This window comes from Paenarthrobacter nitroguajacolicus, from assembly GCF_007786235.1.
GTDB lineage: Bacteria > Actinomycetota > Actinomycetes > Actinomycetales > Micrococcaceae > Arthrobacter > Arthrobacter nitroguajacolicus_A.
In genome coordinates, this window is the sequence record NZ_VNFK01000013.1 from 83,044 (window position 1) to 102,699 (window position 19,656).

Genomic DNA, 19,656 nt, shown 5'->3' on the forward strand with positions numbered 1-19,656 from the left:
TCAGCTAAGTCAAGCCTAACTAAGGTGGGATGTTGCGCGACGCGTCATGGAGGGACGCGAAAAGACCGAAAGATTCCGACGACGTCACAAAGCTGTCTTAGCGTCCGGACACTTCCTAGACTGGCCGCAGCTCACGTCTCACTAAAACCCGCCGATCATATGCGCCACGAACAGGAGAACTCCATGTCCCAAGGATGGTCTTTCGAAACCCGCCAGATCCACGCAGGCCAGGAACCGGATGCTGCCACGGGAGCGCGGTCACTGCCGATCTACCAAACCACGTCCTTTGTGTTCCCGAGCGCGGAGAGCGCCGCCAACCGGTTCGCACTCGCTGAGCTCGCGCCGATCTACACGCGGATCGGTAACCCGACGCAGGATGCAGTGGAGCAGCGCGTCGCTAGCCTCGAAGGCGGTCTGGGCGCCCTCCTGCTCAGTTCGGGACAGGCTGCGGAGACGTTCGCCATCCTGAACATCGCGGAGGCCGGGGACCACATCGTGGCCAGCCCCAGCCTCTACGGCGGAACGTACAACCTGCTGGCGCACACCCTCAAGAAGTTCGGGATCGCCGTCACCTTCGTGGAGGACCCGGACAACCTGGACCAGTGGCGTGACGCCGTCCAGCCCAACACCAAGCTGTTCTTCGGCGAGGTCGTCTCCAACCCGCGCCAGGACGTGCTGGACATTGAGGGCATCGCCCGCGTCGCACACGAGTCCGGACTTCCCCTCATTGTCGACAACACACTGTCCACTCCGTATCTGATCCGTCCCATCGAGTGGGGTGCCGACATTGTGGTCCACTCCGCCACCAAGTACCTCGGCGGCCACGGTTCGGCGATCGCGGGCGTGATTGTGGATTCCGGCAACTTCGATTTCGGCAAGGACCCGGAGCGGTTCCCCGGCTTCAACACCCCGGACCCCAGCTACAACGGGCTCGTTTACGCCCGCGACCTGGGCAAGGACGGCGCGCTCGGTGCCAACCTTTCCTACATCCTGAAGGCCCGCGTCCAGTTGCTCCGGGACCTTGGCTCGGCGGTGTCTCCGTTCAATGCCTTCCTCATCGCCCAGGGCCTGGAGACCTTGAGCCTGCGCGTGGAACGTCACGTTGCCAACGCCACCAAGGTGGCGGAGTGGCTTGAAGCCCACCACGACGTCGAATCGGTCGCCTATGCGGGCCTGCCGTCGAGCCCCTGGTACGACCGTGGCCGGAAGTATGGCCCCAACGGCACCGGCGCCATCGTTGCGTTCAACATCAAGGGCGGAGTGGAGGCCGGCAAGCGCTTCGTTGACGGACTGGAGTTGCACTCCCATGTTGCCAACATCGGCGATGTCCGCTCCCTGGTCATCCACCCGGCGTCCACCACGCACAGCCAGCTCACGGTCGAGCAGCAGATCGCCGCAGGGGTGAATCCTGGCCTGGTGCGTTTGTCCGTGGGCATCGAGCACGTCGATGACATCATCGCTGACCTCGAAGCAGGGTTCCGGGCGGCCAAGGGCGCCTGACACCACGTTTCGGGCCTGGCCTGACAGCTTCCGTGGGCTGCCGTCCGCGCCGACGAATATTCGCCGGGCGGCAGTCCAAGGTGCATGTTGGTGAACGAAGTAGCCCCAAATCGTCACACTGTTGTCATATTCTTCGCCAGAACCGCCCTGTTTTTCCTAGACTCTTCGTATTAGGTCATGAGTGCCAGCACACAGCCCCGGCTTGCTGGCCGGCAACCCTCCTCCGCGGCGGGGTGCCCCGGGTGAAGACCTGGCCTGTTCGCACGCAAGGCGACAGGCAAGCGCGAGGATAGGTGTCAAAGGAATGACCATTACTGCCACAGCCATTTCCACTTCGGAAGAACACGACGGAACGGTCAAGTACGCCGGCATAGGGCCGCTGGAACTTGAAGCAGGGGGCTTCCTGCCGAATGTCGTGCTGGGTTATGAAACGTGGGGCCGACTGAACGCGGATGCTTCCAATGCAGTGCTGATCCAGCATGCGCTGACCGGCAGCACGCATGTTGCCCGTGGAGCCACAGACGAAGAAGGCTGGTGGGAGCAGCTCGTTGGACCGGGTGCCACTATCGACACAGACCGGTTCTTCGTAGTCTCCATCAACATCGTGGGCGGCTGCTACGGAAGCACCGGCCCGTCCTCCGAGGCGCCGGACGGCAAGCCCTGGGGTTCCCGGTTCCCGCTGATCACCCTGCGCGACAGCACTGAGGCTGAAGCGCGGCTCGCCGATGCCTTGGGCATCGACGCCTGGCACGCTGTGCTGGGCGGTTCCATGGGCGGAGCCAGGGCCCTTGAGTGGGCTGTGACGTTCCCCGAACGGGTGAAGCGCTGCGCCGTCATTTCCGTGGGCGCCTACAGCACTGCCGAGCAGATTGCTTTCGCCCAGGCCCAGACCCTGGCCATCCGGCAGGATCCGCACTTCAACAACGGTGATTACTACGGTGGCACTGCCCCCGAGCACGGGCTGGCTTTGGCCCGACGGATCGCCCATATCACCTACCGCTCGGCGCTGGAGTTGGACTTCCGTTTCGGCAGGGAAGCCCAGCACCAGGAGGCACCGCTCGCCGCTGCCGTTCTGGGGGAGCGCGGCCGATACCAAGTGGAAAGCTACCTGGACCACCAGGGAACCAAGCTGGTGCGACGCTTCGACGCCAACAGCTACATCGCCATCACCGAGGCCCTGATGTCGCACGACGTCACCCGTGGCCGTGGCTCGCTCCATGAGTCACTGTCCCGGGCCACAGCGGAATTCTTCGTGGCGGCCGTGGACAGCGACAGGCTCTACTTCCCGGCCCAGTCGCGGGAGCTGGCTGCTGCGCTGCCGGGGGACGTCCCGGTCCACGTCATTGAGGCCCCGATTGGACACGACGGCTTCCTCACGGAAATCGGGCAGCTCTCGGCACAGCTTCGACAGGCTTTTTTCGCCTAGGCCTCAGCCGTTCATGATCTCGCCGCGCTGCTTCATGTAATCCTCCATGGCGATCTCGCCGTTGCTGAATTTGGCATCAAGCTCGGCCAGTCGCTTTGCCCGATACCCTTGCGGCTCGTTGCTGGGGAACGGCGCGGGGGAGGAGGGGCCCGACGGCGGTCCGGCCTGGGGCGTCACATCCGCAGGTCGGATGACGGTTGGCTCGGATGGGTACCCGGGGTGGTTTTGCCCAGGATAGTTCGGATCAGGGTAGCCCTGGGGCGGGTAGGCCGGGCCAGGCAAATTCTGCTGCGGGTATCCATGGCCGCGGAAGTTCCCATCCTGGAGCCGACGCGCCTTGGACCGGTTGTACATGCGGATCCCCAAGGGAATCAGCCACGAGCAGACGATGATCCAGAAGATCAGATTGTTCACAGTGCAGGCCTCCTAGGTCTTCTCCCAGCTTAGCCCGGCATCTGGAATCAAGCCCGGCACCTGAAATCAACCCCGGCACCTGAAATCAACCCTGCGCCGTCACACCAGCTTGGTATCCATGTCCAGGAATCGTCCGTAGCGGTCCACCTCGGCCTCCACGGCAAGCTGCTCTTCCGGCGTTGCCGGACGGTTCATGCGGACATCGAGTTCGCACACGCCACCGGAGAATCCATGGCGCCACCAACCAGCCAGCCTGCCGTCCAGCAGGACCACGTGCATGGGTCCGTTGTCCTCTGGGAAGTAGGGCGCTGTTCCGCCAAGGTAGTGCCGGGACTGGGAATAGCCCATGACGTATTCGTCATAGCACTGGATGAGGTCCACCCGGGGGAGCTCTGAACCTTCGGCCGGCTCAGCTGCCTTGCCCAGTTCCTCCAGTTCCTCCAGCTCCCCAGCAGCCAGTTGAAAGTCCAGGCCATCAAGATGTGCGGACTCCAAAGCTCCGGGTGACAGTTCACCGGCCACGTGGATGCCGAGTTTCACATCCTTCATGGTGAGGCCGGACCACGCTGCGCAGTCCTTGACCGTGGCGGGACCGCGGCTGCTGAAATAGCGGAGCGCCAACTGACCCAGCGCGTGTTCGCGGTCCCCGCCGGTGAGGGGCCCCGCAGTGTAATGGGGAACGCGCTCCTCGAACAATGCATACGTTTGTTTCAAAGCCCCACCGGCCGAACGGACGGGGGAGCCACTCACAATGATCCGGCTGATTTCCGCGTGCATAAGGTGGTAGATGAAGCCAAGACCCTTGCTGGGAAAACCGGCCTGGCCCAAAACCTCGGCCAGTTCCTCGCGCGTTTTATGGGCGCCGCCGGCCACGGCCTCGGCAAGCAGGCCACCACTGCGTGCAGCTGCTTCCGCGTCGATGCCGGTCTGGCGGTACATGCCTTTGTTTCCCTGGTGGAGTCGTTCCCCGGACAACCCCATCAGCCAGCCAAGATCGTCCTGGTGCACAAAGTGCCAGGTGGGCCTGAGGATATGGGTGCGCAGGATGGTTCCGTCGGCTACGGCTTGCTCAACTTCTGCGGACGTGCTGTCCACGGTCCTTTGTGCCAGGGTCCAACGCGCATAGGGAAACTCCTGTGATTGGACCGCCAGAAGATTCCGGACCACGTCCCCCGCGCTGCCGGCCAAGGGAGCCCGTAATTGCTGCCGCCTCAGGCGGAGTCGTCGAACAGCCTCCGCCTGAAGTGAACCGTTATCCGCCATGGTGGCACACCCAACACATGGACATCACCCTAGCGGCGCGGCAGCAAGGTGCCGCTGGGCCCGAAGACTGGTCCCGGCGTCGGGCGTTTTGGCGTGATGCCGTCGCCGGAGGACTGGTGCCTCAGGCGGCGGATGACCCACGGGACAAAGTACTCGCGTGCCCAGACCAAGTCGGAGGACCGGGCTTCGCGCCACGTCCGCGGAGGAAGGGCCTTGGGCATCAGGGGCTCCAAAGTGTGGTGGACGTTCAAAGCGTCCAGGACCATCATGGCAATGGTGTGATGGCCCAGGGGCGAGAAGTGCAGCCGGTCGGCATCCCACATCTGCGAGTCCGCCAACTGCCGCAGGGACCACATGTCCGCAATGATGGCGTCGTGACGCGCAGCTACGGTCCTGAGGTTCTCGTTGTAAATGGCCACTTTGCCCCGGATCCGGCCCAGCACCGAAGCTGCTGTGTCCGGACCGTTGAAGAGCACCACAGTGGCGCCGCCCGAACTTAGGTCTCCCACCGCGACGTCGAGTTTCTCCGCCAGCAGGTCGGGATCGCCGCCCGGGCGGATGAGGTCGTTGCCGCCGGCAGAAATGGACACGAGGTCAGGTTGCAGCTCCAGGCACGGGCCCACCTGCTCATCGACGATCTGCTGCAGCAATCGGCCGCGAATGGCAAGGTTGGCGTAGGCGAAATCATCGTGCCCACGGCCCAGCTCCTCAGCGACACGGTCCGCCCAGCCACGGTAACCGCCGGGATTGGCAGGTTCGGGATCGCCGATGCCTTCCGTGAACGAATCACCCAACGCCACGTAACGGCTCCACGGGTGCTTTTGGGCGGGTTCGCCCGGTTTCACTAAATGATTGTTCTCACTCACGCTCATATCCTGCCCCCAGAGGGTCGACCTACGCCACCGTAGGTTGTTACTTACGGGTAACTGCAAGAATGGAGGCATGACTGAAGCCCCCGCTTTTCCAGCACCTGTTGTCCTCTGGTCCCACGACGAAGCCGAACGCGCCGGCAAGCCCCTCCTGGTCCTGCTGCACGGCTACGGATCCAACGAGGACGATCTCTTCAGCCTGGCCGGGCTGCTCCCCGAGGGGTTCGTCGTGGCAGCGCTCCGCGCCCCGATGCCCATGGGCCCGGGCTTTACGTGGTTCCCGCTCACCGCGTCCATCGACTACTCCATCGACGCCGTGAAGCTTGCCGCCGAGTACGCCCTGGAATGGCTGGACACGGTAAAGGCCAACCATTCCTCGGTTACGCTTCTTGGCTTCTCCATGGGCATGGCCATGGCGACCACCATGCTCCGGTACCGTCCCGCGGACTTCGCTGCCGTCGTCGGGCTTTCAGGCTTTGTGATCGACGCCGGCGCTGACGCCGCCTTCCGGGATGACGAACTGGACGGTTCCGTGCCGATGTTCTGGGGCAGGGACCAGCAGGATCCCGTGATCACTCCCGACAAGATCGACTACACCATGGGCTGGGTGCGCAAGCACGTGGACCTCACCAAGGTGCTTTACACAGGGATGTGGCACGGCATCAACCAGCAGGAGATCGGGCACGTGGGCGAGTTCCTCACCCACAAAGTACTGACTGACTAGGCTGCGGTGATCCGGACCGTCTGCCCGTTGACGGTCACGGTATCGCCGGCGTGGAGTTGGCGGCCGCGGCGCTCGTCGATCTCGTCATTGACCTTGACCAAGCCGTTCTTGATGAGCTCCGTGGCTTCAACGCCGTCCTCCACGAGGTTGGCAAGCTTCAGCAGCTGGCCCAGGCGGATCATGTCGTCGCGGATGGGGATCTCTTCGATTTCGGGGTTGCTCATACAGCAATGATGCCTGAAGTAGTGTGGTGACGGTGCCGCAGCCTTCTCCCCGTTCCGCCCTTCCGCTTCCCGTTGGCCTCCCCATTGCAGTAGCAACGGGCTTGGTCATCCCGCTTCAAGGAAGGATCAACGGGGCCCTCGGTGCCAAACTCGACGACGGCATCGCGGCCGCTGTGGTGAGCTTCACCACAGGCCTGGTGCTGATCAGTGCGATTTCGTTGGCAACGCCCAAGGGCAGGGCCGGACTCCAGCGGATCATCCCCGCGGTCCGGAACCGCAGCTTTCCCCGCTTCTATGTCCTGGCCGGTGCCATCGGTGCGTTGTTCGTCTTCGCGCAGTCCTTCACCGTTGCCCTGCTGGGTGTCGCGCTGTTCACCGTGGCCGCGGTGACGGGACAGACATTGAGCGGCTTGCTCGTTGACCGCATGGGCATCGGACCCGGTGGCCGCCGCGCCATCACGGGGGTCAGGGTCCTCGGCAGCGTCCTGACCGTGACCGCCGTCGCCTGGGCCGTTTCGCCACGGTTCGGCGGAGACGCCGACATCGCCTCGCTGGTGCTGCCCGTCCTCCTGCCGCTTGCCGCAGGCTTCCTCATGAGCTTCCAACAAGCCATGAACGGAACCGCCACCGTTCATTATGGGACGCCGGTGGCGGCCACGCTGGTCAACTTCATTGCCGGTTCCACCATCCTGTGGATTGCGTGGCTGATCAAGCTCGCCGTTGCGGGACCGGGCAATCCGCTTCCGGCCGAGTGGTGGTACTACCTCGGTGGCCCCATGGGCTGCATCTTCATCGGCCTGGCAGCATTGCTGGTCCGCAGCCTCGGCGTCCTGATTACCGGCCTGGGCATGATTGCCGGCCAACTGGTTGGCTCGCTGGTGCTCGACGTCGTGATCCCCAGCCCCGGCACGGTGGTCGCCTTGCCCACGGTGCTGGGGACCATCCTCACCCTGGCCGCGATCATCGTGGCCACCTTGCCGTGGCCCAGGGGAGCATTCGCACGGAGGGGTGCGGCGAAAGGCCGGTAGGGTAGGAGACAGTAAATTTCCCTCACAACCCCGCCGGACAACCTCGTCCGGAAATCGGGGCAAACCACCGCGGACCGCACCCAGCGGCCCTGTAGAACAAATGGAGTACCCATGGCAGCAAAATCCGTCCTTGACCAGGTCATTTCCCTCTCCAAGCGGAGGGGCTTTGTCTTCCAGGCCGGTGAAATCTATGGTGGCTCCCGTTCCGCATGGGACTACGGTCCCCTCGGTGCGGAGCTGAAGGAAAACATCAAGCGCCAGTGGTGGCAGAGCATGGTCCGCGGCCGCGAAGACGTGGTGGGCCTGGATTCCTCGGTCATCCTTCCCCGCCAGGTATGGGAAGCGTCCGGCCACGTGGAGGTCTTTTCCGATCCCCTGGTTGAGTGCCTCTCCTGCCACAAGCGCTACCGTGCCGACCACCTCGAGGAAGAGTACGAGGAAAAGAAGGGCCGCCCGGCAGAAAACGGCCTGAAGGACATCGCCTGCGCCAACTGCGGCACGCGTGGTCAGTGGACCGAACCGCAGGAATTCTCCGGCCTCCTGAAGACCTTCCTTGGCCCTGTAGCCAGCGACGAAGGCATGCACTACCTGCGCCCCGAAACGGCACAGGGCATCTTTGTGAACTTCAACAACGTGCTCACCACGTCCCGGAAGAAGCCGCCGTTCGGCATCGGCCAGATCGGCAAGTCCTTCCGCAATGAGATCACCCCGGGCAACTTCATCTTCCGCACCCGCGAGTTCGAACAGATGGAGATGGAATTCTTCGTCGAGCCGGGCACGGACGAGGACTGGCACCAGTACTGGATGAAGGAACGCATGTCCTGGTACACGGACCTTGGGATCCGTGAAGACAACCTGCGTTTCTTCGAGCACCCCCTGGAGAAGCTCAGCCACTACTCCAAGGGCACCACGGACATCGAATACCGCTTCGGTTTCCAGGGCTCCGAGTGGGGCGAGCTCGAGGGCATCGCCAACCGCACGGACTTCGATCTTTCCACGCACGCCAAAGCGTCCGGCACGGACCTGAGCTACTTCAACCAGGCCACCAACGAGCGCTACACGCCGTACGTGATCGAACCTGCCGCAGGCCTTACCCGATCCTTCATGGCGTTCTTGATTGACGCCTACACCGAGGATGAGGCCCCCAACGCCAAGGGCGGCGTCGATGTCCGTACCGTGCTGAAGCTGGATCCGCGCCTGGCCCCGGTCAAGGCAGCGGTGCTGCCACTGAGCCGTAACGAGGACCTGTCCCCGAAGGCGAAGGCACTGGGCGCGCAGCTGCGCAAGAACTGGAACATCGACTTCGACGACGCCGGCGCCATCGGCCGCCGCTACCGTCGCCAGGACGAGATCGGTACCCCGTTCTGCATCACCGTGGACTTCGACACCCTCGAAGACCAGGCCGTAACCATCCGTGAGCGCGACACCATGAGCCAGGAACGCGTTTCCCTGGACAAGGTTGAGGGCTACCTGGCAGCACGCCTGATCGGCGCCTGATCGTGGCTTTGGAATACCGTGAGTGGAAGGAAGGCGACGACCTCGCCCTCCTGGAGATCTGGGGTGGCCCGGAGACTCTTCCCGCTGAGCAGTTCCGTGCCGCCTTGGCGCCGTCGAGCAACCAGCCGTGGCGACGATGCATCGTGGCCGAGGACGTAGTCGACGGCGTGCGGATTCCCGTTGCCGCAGGCGTGGTCCACGAGGCTTCCCTGCACCCGGAACGCCTGTGGGCCTACATCGAGGTTGCCAAGGATCATCGCCGCAGCGGCGTTGGTGCCACCCTCCTGACGATGCTTCGCCGCGAAGCCGGGAACTCGCCGTCGGGCGTTTCCAAGCTCCGCAGCAAAGTTGAGCCGGAGACTGCCGGTGCGGCCTTTGCCGCGGCCGCGGGACTTGCCCCCATCCAGCGTTCGCAGTTGGTGGTGGTGGAACCCGAGCCGCTGACGTTGCCGCGTTTTGGGGACGGTTCCGAGGAAGCAGCCTCAGAGCGGGTGGAGGACCTGGCCACAGGCTCCGTTGAGCTCAGCGACGTTGTTGGTAAGTACTACTCCCACGTCCACCACTGGGACAGCCCGGGGGAGCTCAGCATAGCTACCGTGCAGCGCCTGTTCCTGCACGACCTCACCGGTGCGCACGGCGCTATCGTGCTGCGTGCGCCCAAAGCCAGCGCTTTTGGCGAGGGTGTTCCGGCGAGCCGAAAAGGCAAGATCCAGGCGTTCGCCATCAGCTACGCCCAAGGCAACTCCGATGAGCCGTCGGATGTCTTCCTGGGCCACGATCCCGAGCTGTCCGCCGCGGACGCTGCCTTTGCCGTACGGGACCTGTTGGCACTGATCGCCTACCAGCACCCCGTGCTGTTGGAAGTCGATGATTCCATGACGGCCTTGCGCGCAGTCCTTGAGCCCTTGCTGGAATCCGGCAAAGCACACATTCGGGGCGCTGACACGTTGATAGTGAGTGACTGACCACTGTCCCCGCAGGTCAAGATCCTGCCTTCCGCACACTGGTGCGGACGGCAGGATCTCTGCGTTAAGGACCGCTGCCGCTCTGCGAACCTCCTGGTAAATAAAAATGATTGACGGTGCCCGGAGGCAGGAGTAGGCCTATCGGAGTAAACCCCCACGCTGCCACCGCTGGAGGGAGGCCACGTGAGGAACAGATCGGTCTCTCGTCTGTATCGGTGGTAAATCACATGAACCAAATAGCCCTCGACGGGCTGCGGGAACAATTGCGCGGACAACTCATCACTCCTGAAGACCCTGACTATGACGCGGCCCGCGCTGTCTTCAATGCCATGGTGGACAAACGGCCCGCAGGCATCGTCCGCGTCGGGCAGGTCTCCGATGTCATTGCCGGCGTGAACTTCGCCCGCGAGAATGCCATGCCCCTGGCAATCCGGGGCGGTGGTCACAGTGCGCCTGGTTTCGGTACCTGGGACGATGCCTTGGTGCTGGACTTCGTTCGTCGCACGGGCGTAAGGGTTGACCCTGAAAAGCGCACGGCCCGGGCTGAGGCGGGCACCACGTGGGCCGACTTCAACCACGCGACCCACGCTTTCGGACTCGCAACCACCGGAGGGATCGTAGGTTCCACTGGTGTCGCGGGACTGACTTTGGGCGGCGGGATCGGTTACTTGACCAGGAAGTACGGCCTCTCCTGCGACAATCTGGTCTCAGCGGATGTCGTGACGGCAGACGGCAATTTCCTCATCGCCAGCGAAGAACGCAATGAAGACCTGTTCTGGGCGATCCGCGGAGGCGGCGGCAACTTCGGCGTGGTGACGTCCCTGGAGTTCCAACTTCACCCCGTGGACATGGTCTACGCAGGGATCATCATCTATGGCGCAGAGAACATTCCGGCAGTGGCCCGCTTCTACCGGGACTACATTGCCTCCGCGCCCGAAGAATTCGGGGCTTTCCTCGGCTTCCATCAAGGGCCGCCCGTACCTTTCCTTCCCGAGGAATGGCACGGCAAATCAGTCTGCGTGGTGGTGGGAATGTGGACTGGCGATCCGGCCGAAGGCGAGGCACGCTGGCAGCCGTTCCTGGACGCTGCTCCGGTAGCGGGTTCCATGGTGGGCCCCATGCCCTATCCGGCCTTGAATGTGGCGTTCGACGGACTCAACCAGAAAGGCATGCAGGGGTACTGGAAGGCCAACTTCCTGCGTGACCTCAATGACGGTGCCATTGCGGCGCATGCCGAATACGGCGCTACCGTCACCAGCGTCAACACCTCGGTGCATGTCTATCCCATTGACGGAGCCGTGTCCCGGGTAGGGGTCCAAGACACCGCTTTTGCCCATCGCGACATGAAGTTCTCGCCGGTCATCGCCACGCAGTGGGTGGACCCGGCGGATAACGAAGCGAACATCGCGTGGGCCCGCGGGTACGCAGCGGCCCTTGCTCCGCATTCGGAAGCAGGTGGATATATCAACTTCATGGACTCTGAGGACCAGAATCGTGTGGCGGACAACTACGGACCCAATTGGGAGAGGCTGGTGGCCATCAAAGCCAAGTACGATCCCGGAAACCTCTTCCGCGTCAACCAGAACATCGCGCCCGACTGAGTCGGGAGACCTCTGCCTTCCCGCGTAGGGTTATCGCATGAGGTTTTGCTGCTGATGGGCCACGGTCACTCCCACGGTCATTCTGAAGGTTCCGAGCCAACACCGCAGGCACTGGCTTCGCGCAAGAGGGCCAATTGGCTGCTGGCGGCGGTCCTGGTCCCGCTGGGCGTGCTCACCATAGTGGCCATGCTGGTCATGTGGCCCTCGGGCAGCCGGGAGGGAATCTCATTCTCGAGTCCCTACCAGGCCGCCCCCGGGGTCACCTTCGATACTGGGCGGATCCAGAGCGTGGTGGTGGAAAGCTGCACTCAAACCGGACAATCCAACACCGGACAGACGGACCCAGGCCAGAATAGCCAGGGCGCCGGATCCCAGTGCACGTTCGCCTTCACAGAACCCGACAAGGGCGGTGACGTGGTCAAGGTGGTCATCAACCCTGACGTCGCCATGTCCCATGGTGTGGACGTCGGGGACTCCATCCGGTATCTGAACCTCTCCGCTGTCCAGGGCGCCAACGCCGGCAGCGGCGCGCCGGCATACGTTTTCGTTGACTTTGTCCGCAGCATTCCCATCGCCCTCCTGGCTGTGCTGTACGCGGCGGTGGTCATCGCGGTGGCCCGCTGGCGTGGTTTCAGGGCGCTCCTTGGCCTGGTGGGTGCCTACTTTGTCCTGGTCAGTTTCATCCTGCCCGGCTTGGTGGAGGGAAAACCGCCGCTGCTGCTGGCGTTGGTGGGGTCTACCGTGATCATGATCGGGGTCCTCTACTTCGCGCACGGATTCTCGGCGCGAACCTCCACGGCCTTGCTGGGCACTATATTTGGGCTCGGTATCACGGCGTTGCTGGCAGCGTGGGCTACTGACGCAGCCAACCTTGCAGGCGTAGGCAACCACGATGCGTCCACCCTGGTGAACATGTCACCCCAGATCTCGATCTCCGGGATCATCCTCTGCGGACTCATTATTTCCGGCCTGGGCGTTCTCAACGACGTCACCATCACCCAGTCCTCTGCTGTGTGGGAACTCTACGAGCTCGCGCCCACCACGAGCGCCAGGAAGCTGTTCTCCTCGGCAATGCGGATCGGCCGGGACCACATCGCCTCCACCGTGTACACCATCGCCTTCGCCTACGCCGGCGCCGCCCTGCCGATCCTCATCATCGTGATGCTCTATGACCGCCCGCTCGATGAAGCGCTGACCAGCGCCGAGTTGTCCGAGGAAGTCATCCGTACCCTGGTGGGCTCCATCGGACTCGTCCTTGCCATTCCGGTGACGACTCTCATTGCCGTCCTGGTGGTCAAGGCGACGGGCATGAAGCGCCTGGCCGCATCGGGTGGACCGTCCGTCAGTGCCGACGAGCTCAACGACACGGGCGCGCTGGCAGCTGCGGCCGCCGTCGTGGGTTCCGATCCGCATGACAAGCACGACGCCGAGACCCGCCTTGACGCGCCCGGCAAACCGGTGCGGCCAGGCAGCCGGCGCGCCCAACGGGAAGCGGAGCGGCGGGGGACAGCCGGGACTGACTGACCACCGGGTTTCGGCCCGATGCCAGCGGATTTGCCCGGATTTGCAACAATGGATGGGTGACTGTTGTAGCAACGCCCCCCGCACCAAAGCTTGAGCTCCCGCCGTTGAAGCTCGGTGGGATCACCGTGGACACCCCGGTGATCCTTGCCCCCATGGCCGGCATCACCAACTCAGCCTTCCGCAGGCTCTGCCGTGAATACGGCGGTGGTATGTACGTGGCGGAGATGGTGACGTCGCGTGCCCTGGTGGAGCGGACACCCGAATCGTTGCGCATCATCTCGCACGATGAGGACGAGAAGGTCCGCTCCGTCCAGCTCTACGGCGTGGATCCGGTGACTGTGGGTGCCGCAGTGCGGATGCTCGTCGAAGAGGACCGGGCTGATCACATCGACCTCAACTTCGGCTGCCCCGTGCCCAAAGTCACCCGGCGCGGTGGTGGTTCAGCGCTACCGTGGAAGATCGACCTTTTTACGTCCATCGTCAATACAGCGGTCAAGGAGGCCTCCAAGGGCGGCATCCCGCTAACCATCAAGATGCGTAAGGGCATCGACGAGGACCACCTGACGTACCTCGACGCCGGACGCATCGCCCGCGACGCAGGCGTGGCCGCCGTCGCCCTCCACGGACGCACGGCCGCGCAGTTCTATTCCGGCCAGGCCGACTGGTCCGCCATTGCCCGCCTCCGTGAAGCCTTGCCCGATATCCCGGTGCTGGGCAACGGCGATATTTGGTCTGCAGAGGACGCAGTCCGTATGGTGCGCGAAACAGGCGTGGACGGCGTGGTGGTGGGCCGTGGCTGCCAGGGCCGGCCCTGGCTTTTTGGTGATCTCCAGGCAGCCTTCGAAGGCAGCGACCAGCGGCACCGCCCGGGACTACGTGAAGTGGCTGAGGGCGTCTATCGTCACGCCGAGCTGATGGTGGAGACCTTCGGCAACGACGAATACAAGGCATTGCGCGAAATCCGTAAGCACATGGCCTGGTACTTCAAGGGCTACGTGGTGGGTGGAGAGCTTCGGGCCAAGCTGGCCACGGTGCCCACCCTCGAGGTGCTGCGCGAATACCTTGATGAACTGGACATGGACTCGCCATACCCGGGAGTCGATTCCGAAGGTCCCCGCGGCCGCGCCGGCTCGCCCAAGAAGCCCGCATTGCCCAAGGATTGGCTGGTGAGCCGTCAGCTGAACGCTGAACAGAGCGCGGAAATCTCCGCAGCGGAGCTGGACGTTTCGGGCGGCTAGCCGCACACGTGTAAGACTGACTCAAGAAGCTCCACACCCCGGCGCTTGAAGGAGGCAGATACCCATGGGAACCGAAGCGATACTTGGCCAGAACGGGACGGCTCACGATTTTGTGCTGGCCATCCCCGGTTACGTCGAGGCTGATTCCGCGCGGTGGGTCGAAGAGCCCCGCAAGAGCAACTATCGCTCGGATTTTGAACGGGACCGGGCCAGGGTCCTGCATTCCTCAGCGTTGCGCAGGCTGGGTGCCAAAACGCAGGTAGTAGCCCCGGACACCGACGACTTTGTCCGCACCCGGCTCACCCACAGCCTTGAGGTGGCCCAAGTGGGGCGCGAGCTCGGCCGTTCACTGGGCTGCGACCCCGACGTCGTTGACACCGCGTGCCTGAGCCACGACCTCGGCCACCCACCCTTCGGCCACAACGGTGAGTCCGCGCTGAACGAAGTCGCGCACACCATCGGCGGCTTCGAAGGAAATGCCCAGACCCTGCGGTTGCTGACCCGGCTGGAACCCAAGGTGCTCGCCGAGGACGGCCGGCCCGCGGGGCTCAACCTGACCCGCGCCAGCCTTGACGCCGCGTCCAAATACCCGTGGTCCGCCGTCGACGCCCCCGTGATCCATGGCCACCGCACCAGCAAGTTTGGTGCGTACGAAGACGATCTTCCGGTGTTTGAGTGGCTGCGTGAAGGCGCTCCCGGTAACAGGTCCTGCATTGAGGCGCAGGTGATGGACCTTGCCGACGATATTTCCTACTCCGTCCACGACGTAGAGGACGCGATCGTCGCCGGCCATTTCCAGCTGAAGTGGATGGAGAACCCGGACCACCGCGCCCGCGTGGTGGGGTACACCAAACAGTGGTACCTGCCGCACAACGACCCCGCTGAGATTGACGCTGCCCTGGCCAGGCTCGAAGCCACCAAGGTCTGGGTCCGTGAGGCCGACGGCAGCCGGAAGTCGATGGCGGCGCTGAAGGATATGACCAGCCAGTTGATCGGCAGGTTCTGCCAGAGCGCGATGGAAACCACCAGGGATCACTTCGGGCCGGCGAACCTGACCCGTTACGACGCCGAGCTCATGGTTCCGGAGGACACAGTCACTGAGATCGCCGTCCTCAAGGGCCTGGCCACCACGTTCGTCATCTCCACCGATCACCGCCAACCGGTCTACGAACGCCAGCGCGAGGTACTGCACGCGTTGGTGGGTGTCTTGAACGCCTCCGGCGACCGCCACCTCGAGCCGATGTTCGCGGCGGACTGGAGGGACGCCGTCGACGACGGTGCACGGCTGCGTGTCGTGATCGACCAGGTTGCATCGCTGACCGATGTCTCCGCGCTGGCCATGTACGAGCGCCTGGTGGGCAGCCTGCCGTCGCTGTGGTAACCCACTAGGATGGTCACGTGGCTGGCTTGATAAAACGTGAAGATATCGATGAAGTACGCCAGCGCACGGATATCAAGGAAGTCGTTGACGGCTACGTCACGCTCAAGGGTGCCGGGCTGGGAAGCTTTAAGGGCCTGTGCCCTTTCCACGACGAACGCTCACCCTCGTTCACCGTCCGCCCGCAGGTGGGCAGGTACCACTGCTTCGGCTGTGGCGAGGACGGCGACGCCATCTCCTTCGTCCAGAAGATGGACCACAGCTCCTTCCATGAGGCCGTCGAGAAGCTGGCCGCCAGGATCGGCTACGAGCTTCGGTACGAGGACGGTGGAACCGGTCCCAGCCGCGAGGAAGTGGGCAAGCGCCAGCGCCTGCTCGATGCCCACAAGATCGCCGATGAGTTCTTCCGCGCCCAACTGCTGACACCGGGAGCTGCCGAGGGGCGGAACTTCCTGGACGGACGTGGCTTTGATCGCGCCGCTGCCGAGCATTTCGGCGTCGGCTATGCCCCCCAAGGCTGGGACGCGCTCCTGAAGCACCTCCGCGGACGTGGCTTCACGGACGCGGAGCTGAAGCTCACAGGCATGTTCTCGGAAGGCAACCGCGGCATCTACGACCGCTTCCGGGGGAGGCTCATCTGGCCCATCCGCGACATCGCCGGGGACACCATCGGATTCGGCGCCCGTAAGCTCTACGAGGACGACCAAGGCCCCAAGTACCTGAACACCCCGGAAACCACGCTCTACAAAAAGTCACAGGTTCTCTACGGGATCGACATCGCCAAGCGGAACATCGCCAAGGAACGGCAGCTGGTGGTGGTGGAGGGGTACACGGACGTCATGGCCTGCCACCTGGCAGGAGTCACGACGGCGGTAGCCACCTGCGGTACTGCCTTCGGTACCGAGCACATCAAGATCGCCCGGCGACTGCTCTCCGACGACGGCACCGGGGGCGAGGTGGTCTTCACCTTCGACGGCGACGCCGCAGGCCAGAAGGCCGCGCTGAGGGCCTTCGAGGAAGACCAACGGTTCACCGCTCAGACCTACGTGGCGGTGGAGCCCTCCGGCGCGGATCCCTGTGACCTTCGCCAACTCAAGGGCGACTCTGCGGTGCGGGACCTCATCGGCAGCCGCAAGCCACTCTTCGAATTCGCCATCAAGGCCTCCCTTCGCCGCCACAACCTGGACACCGTGGAAGGACGCGTCGCAGCGCTGCGGGAGGCAGCACCCGTGGTGGCGCAGATCCGGGACTCCGGAATCCGCCCCGCCTACACCCGCGAACTCGCCGGCTGGCTCGGGATGCCCATCGAGGAAGTCAGCCGCTACGTCGGGGCGGCCGCCAAACGTGCCGCCGCCGGTGGCGCAACCGAACAACCCACGACGGCGGCAGCACCGCCGTCGAACGGTCCCCTTTTTCATCGTCCCGACCCGCGCGACCCCGTGGCCGGAATGGAGCGGCAGGCGCTCGAAGTGGTGCTTCAGGATCCCGCAGTCCTGGGCGGCGGAGCCTGGGAACGCTTCGAAGCCTCCCACTTCGCCACGCCCGCCTACGCGGCCGTCCACGCGGCCATACGGGCCTCAGGACTCGTCCAGGCGGCGGATCCCGTGGCCTGGGTGGAACAGATTCGCCAGGAAGTGCCTGAGCCGCTGCGCTCCTTGGTGTCCGAGCTTGCCGTCACCCCGCTGCCCGCCAGCACTCCCGAGGCCATGCAGCGCTACTGCCGCGATATCCTGGCCCGTCTCTTTGAACTGCAGATCACGCGGATCAAGGCGGACAAGATGGGCCAGCTCCAGCGGCTGGACGCTGCCTCCAACCCTGAAGAGTTCCAGAGGCTGAACCGGGAGCTCATGCAGCTGGAAATGGAGCGTCGGGCCTTGCGTTCGGACGGCTGAGAACCTCGATTTCGTTTTCCGGCGGGCCCCTGTTAAGCTAGTAACCGCTTCATTCCTCCGTAGCTCAATTGGCAGAGCATTCGACTGTTAATCGAAGGGTTACTGGTTCAAGTCCAGTCGGAGGAGCGCAAAATACCCCCGTTCCGAGCAATCGGAACGGGGGTATTTTTATACCCCCTGGGGGTATGTGGCCTCGATTTCGCATTCCGGTAGAACCTTTGCTAAAGTCATAACCGCTTCATTCCTCCGTAGCTCAATTGGCAGAGCATTCGACTGTTAATCGAAGGGTTACTGGTTCAAGTCCAGTCGGAGGAGCACAAGAACCCCGCACCGGCTCAGCGTCGGTGCGGGGTTCGTTTTTTCCTAGACGAAATCCATCTCCACTTGCAGGAAACGCGCAGCTTCGGCAACGGCCGCCAGGAATGAGTCCTGCTCGGTGGGCGGAGTCCTGGGTTCGCGGGGATGCCATTCATGGGGCGCCGAGTAGACGCGCGTAAAACCGCCACCCGGCGGAGCGTAGAAGATTCCGAATCGCTGAACCGGCCACTCAGGGGAGGTTTCCGGCGCCACCAACAGGGCGGCGTCCGTCTCGGGGTTGTACCACTGGGCGATGGGCCTGCGCCTGTCATCCGTGAAGAGTCCGGCGGCATAGAGTGCTGCGGATTGTGGGCTGGTCACTGAGCACAGCCTGTCCCACCACAGCGGCAGGATGCGGTCATCCCGACGCTGCCAAGGTGCCGGAAGCGGCTGCAGCTCTTGCCAATGTGGCACACCTCAACTTTATCGCCCGCGTGTGGGCCGCAAAAGGGGAAGTGCTACCGGGACAGGCCCAGCCTGGGGTAGAGCACCTCGAAGCCTTTGGTCAGGCCCGCGTTCAGGGCGATGCCGACATGTCCGCCGTTGGGCACCTCGTAGTAGGTCACACTCATGCCCGCGGAACGTGCCGCTGCGGAGACGGCCTTGGCGGCTGCTACGTAGGTCACGTCGTCGGAACCCACCGTGAAAACAGCCGTAGTGTCCGGAAACTGCTTCCCCTTCATGATGTTGATGGGCTTCTGGGCGTCGTAAGCGGCTTGGTTGCCGCCGAAGATCGCCGCGAGGTTACCCGCTGGATCTTCCGCGCCGGGGAATTCTTCGCCCGAGATGTCCACCACGTTTCCCCACATCGTGGGGTGTTTGACCGCAAAGGAGATGGCGCACTGTCCTCCGTTGGAGTATCCGGCTATTGTCCAGTGCTCGCGGTCAGGGAGGATGTTCAGGTTGGCTTTGGCCCAGTCCACCACATCCTGGTTGATGTACTTTTCCACGTTGCCGTATTTGGGGGTGTCCAGGCAGAGGTTGTCATTCTCGTCAGGGCCGATCTGGTCCGCGACAATCGCGATGGGGGCTAAACCGTTGTTTTTGGCCGCGAATTCATCCAACGCCGCCGAGACGTATTGCGGGTCGGGAAGGCCGGGCTGTCCCATCATGAGGACGAACAACGGCAACCGGGGCGGATTGTCCACCAGGGCAGCCGGAGGCAGATAGATGCCAGCTGGGCGGGCGTTGAAACCTGAGGCCGTGGCCGGAATGACCTGGGTGCCCACCTCACCCTTGGCTGGCATGTTTGCCGGTGGTTTCCAGCTCTGCCACAGGGGGCCCGCGGGAATGGACGCCTCGGGGTCCGGTTTGCTGAGTTGGATGGCCCCTTCCGTGGAGATCCCGAAGGCCGAACCCAAGGTCTTGTTCAGCCCGAACTCGGCATTGATGCCCAGCCCGGCAACCACGATGAACACGGGAATGGAGACAGCAGCCACTACTTTCCGCCATCGCGGGCTGTGGCGGAAGCTGACCAAAGCCAAGCCCACCGCCGCGAAGCAGGTGATCGCCCAGAACCACACGCGGGGCGTGAGCCCCACGTGGAAGACGTCCATGACGTCTTCCACGATCCACACTGTCAACCAACCCAGCAGGGCCGCGACCACTATCGCCGTGATTCCTGTCAGCGCCCAGCGGGCTGAGGGCCTGAGGAACAGCACCAGGAAGAACCCGACGCCGATAATCGCCGCGGCCGTAATGACCACCGGGCCGCTGATCTCGATCTTCAGGATGTCGTTCATGGCTGGGACGCCCG

Annotated in this window: 17 protein-coding genes, 2 tRNA genes and 1 riboswitch; of the genes, 13 read left to right on the forward strand and 6 right to left on the reverse strand. The window is 63.7% G+C overall.

Annotated features, from left to right (window positions below; all coding sequences use genetic code 11):
• The first annotated feature begins 159 nt into the window (after window positions 1–159).
• Window positions 160–1,500 carry a bifunctional o-acetylhomoserine/o-acetylserine sulfhydrylase gene (locus FQP90_RS16115; protein ID WP_144652093.1) on the forward strand — a complete coding sequence of 447 codons (1,341 nt, stop codon included), beginning with the start codon at window positions 160–162 and terminating at the stop codon, window positions 1,498–1,500.
• Window positions 1,501–1,673: 173 nt separating this feature from the next.
• Window positions 1,674–1,790: riboswitch (SAM riboswitch) on the forward strand.
• 14 nt (window positions 1,791–1,804) lie between these two features.
• Entirely contained in the window at window positions 1,805–2,926 is a 1,122-nt protein-coding gene (gene metX, locus FQP90_RS16120) for a homoserine O-acetyltransferase MetX (RefSeq protein ID WP_144652094.1), read from the forward strand.
• Window positions 2,927–2,929: 3 nt separating this feature from the next.
• Here the strand turns inward: metX and FQP90_RS16125 are convergent, their stop codons facing one another.
• From FQP90_RS16125 to FQP90_RS16135, 3 genes are all read right to left on the reverse strand, one after another.
• The gene (locus FQP90_RS16125; RefSeq protein ID WP_144652095.1) at window positions 2,930–3,340 is read right to left on the reverse strand and encodes a hypothetical protein; all 411 of its coding nucleotides are present in this window, start codon (window positions 3,338–3,340) and stop codon (window positions 2,930–2,932) included.
• A gap of 99 nt (window positions 3,341–3,439) precedes the next feature.
• Complete coding sequence (locus tag FQP90_RS16130) at window positions 3,440–4,603, reverse strand: winged helix DNA-binding domain-containing protein (RefSeq protein ID WP_144652096.1); 1,164 nt, start codon at window positions 4,601–4,603, stop codon at window positions 3,440–3,442.
• Window positions 4,604–4,632: 29 nt separating this feature from the next.
• The gene (locus tag FQP90_RS16135; RefSeq protein WP_144652097.1) at window positions 4,633–5,475 is read right to left on the reverse strand and encodes an SGNH/GDSL hydrolase family protein; all 843 of its coding nucleotides are present in this window, start codon (window positions 5,473–5,475) and stop codon (window positions 4,633–4,635) included.
• A gap of 70 nt (window positions 5,476–5,545) precedes the next feature.
• Between FQP90_RS16135 and FQP90_RS16140 the strand changes: the two genes are divergently transcribed.
• Window positions 5,546–6,196 (forward strand): alpha/beta hydrolase, encoded by a 651-nt coding sequence (locus FQP90_RS16140; RefSeq protein WP_144652098.1) that lies wholly within the window; start codon window positions 5,546–5,548, stop codon window positions 6,194–6,196.
• On the opposite strand, the gene FQP90_RS16145 is transcribed toward FQP90_RS16140, so the two are convergent.
• Window positions 6,193–6,420, reverse strand: a complete 228-nt coding sequence (locus FQP90_RS16145) for an RNA-binding S4 domain-containing protein (RefSeq protein ID WP_144652099.1) — start codon at window positions 6,418–6,420, stop codon at window positions 6,193–6,195. The genes FQP90_RS16140 and FQP90_RS16145 overlap by 4 nt on opposite strands.
• Before the next feature lie 23 nt (window positions 6,421–6,443).
• On the opposite strand from FQP90_RS16145, the gene FQP90_RS16150 reads away from it, so the two are divergent.
• The 10 genes from FQP90_RS16150 to FQP90_RS16195 all read left to right on the forward strand — a co-directional run bounded on the left by FQP90_RS16150 (window position 6,444) and on the right by FQP90_RS16195 (window position 17,858).
• Complete coding sequence (locus FQP90_RS16150) at window positions 6,444–7,448, forward strand: DMT family transporter (protein ID WP_144652100.1); 1,005 nt, start codon at window positions 6,444–6,446, stop codon at window positions 7,446–7,448.
• A 111-nt stretch (window positions 7,449–7,559) separates the two neighbouring features.
• Entirely contained in the window at window positions 7,560–8,945 is a 1,386-nt protein-coding gene (locus FQP90_RS16155) for a glycine--tRNA ligase (RefSeq protein WP_144652101.1), read from the forward strand.
• Window positions 8,946–8,947: 2 nt separating this feature from the next.
• Window positions 8,948–9,910 (forward strand): GNAT family N-acetyltransferase, encoded by a 963-nt coding sequence (locus FQP90_RS16160; protein WP_144652102.1) that lies wholly within the window; start codon window positions 8,948–8,950, stop codon window positions 9,908–9,910.
• Window positions 9,911–10,137: 227 nt separating this feature from the next.
• On the forward strand, window positions 10,138–11,511 hold the full coding sequence (locus FQP90_RS16165; protein ID WP_144652103.1) for an FAD-binding oxidoreductase: 1,374 nt from the start codon (window positions 10,138–10,140) through the stop codon (window positions 11,509–11,511).
• Between the two features lie 54 nt (window positions 11,512–11,565).
• Entirely contained in the window at window positions 11,566–13,035 is a 1,470-nt protein-coding gene (locus FQP90_RS16170) for a YibE/F family protein (RefSeq protein WP_144652104.1), read from the forward strand.
• Window positions 13,036–13,091: 56 nt separating this feature from the next.
• On the forward strand, window positions 13,092–14,273 hold the full coding sequence (dusB, locus tag FQP90_RS16175; RefSeq protein WP_144652105.1) for a tRNA dihydrouridine synthase DusB: 1,182 nt from the start codon (window positions 13,092–13,094) through the stop codon (window positions 14,271–14,273).
• Between the two features lie 64 nt (window positions 14,274–14,337).
• Window positions 14,338–15,654 (forward strand): deoxyguanosinetriphosphate triphosphohydrolase, encoded by a 1,317-nt coding sequence (locus tag FQP90_RS16180; protein WP_144652106.1) that lies wholly within the window; start codon window positions 14,338–14,340, stop codon window positions 15,652–15,654.
• Window positions 15,655–15,671: 17 nt separating this feature from the next.
• The gene (gene dnaG, locus FQP90_RS16185; RefSeq protein ID WP_144652107.1) at window positions 15,672–17,543 is read left to right on the forward strand and encodes a DNA primase; all 1,872 of its coding nucleotides are present in this window, start codon (window positions 15,672–15,674) and stop codon (window positions 17,541–17,543) included.
• 53 nt (window positions 17,544–17,596) lie between these two features.
• Window positions 17,597–17,669, forward strand: a tRNA-Asn gene (locus FQP90_RS16190).
• Between the two features lie 116 nt (window positions 17,670–17,785).
• Window positions 17,786–17,858: transfer RNA gene (locus FQP90_RS16195), tRNA-Asn, on the forward strand.
• Window positions 17,859–17,906: 48 nt separating this feature from the next.
• Here FQP90_RS16195 and FQP90_RS16200 read toward each other — a convergent pair.
• Both FQP90_RS16200 and FQP90_RS16205 read right to left on the reverse strand, forming a co-directional pair.
• Complete coding sequence (locus FQP90_RS16200) at window positions 17,907–18,314, reverse strand: hypothetical protein (RefSeq protein WP_144652108.1); 408 nt, start codon at window positions 18,312–18,314, stop codon at window positions 17,907–17,909.
• 44 nt (window positions 18,315–18,358) lie between these two features.
• Window positions 18,359–19,642 carry an alpha/beta hydrolase gene (locus FQP90_RS16205; protein WP_144652109.1) on the reverse strand — a complete coding sequence of 428 codons (1,284 nt, stop codon included), beginning with the start codon at window positions 19,640–19,642 and terminating at the stop codon, window positions 18,359–18,361.
• Window positions 19,643–19,656: the final 14 nt, after the last annotated feature.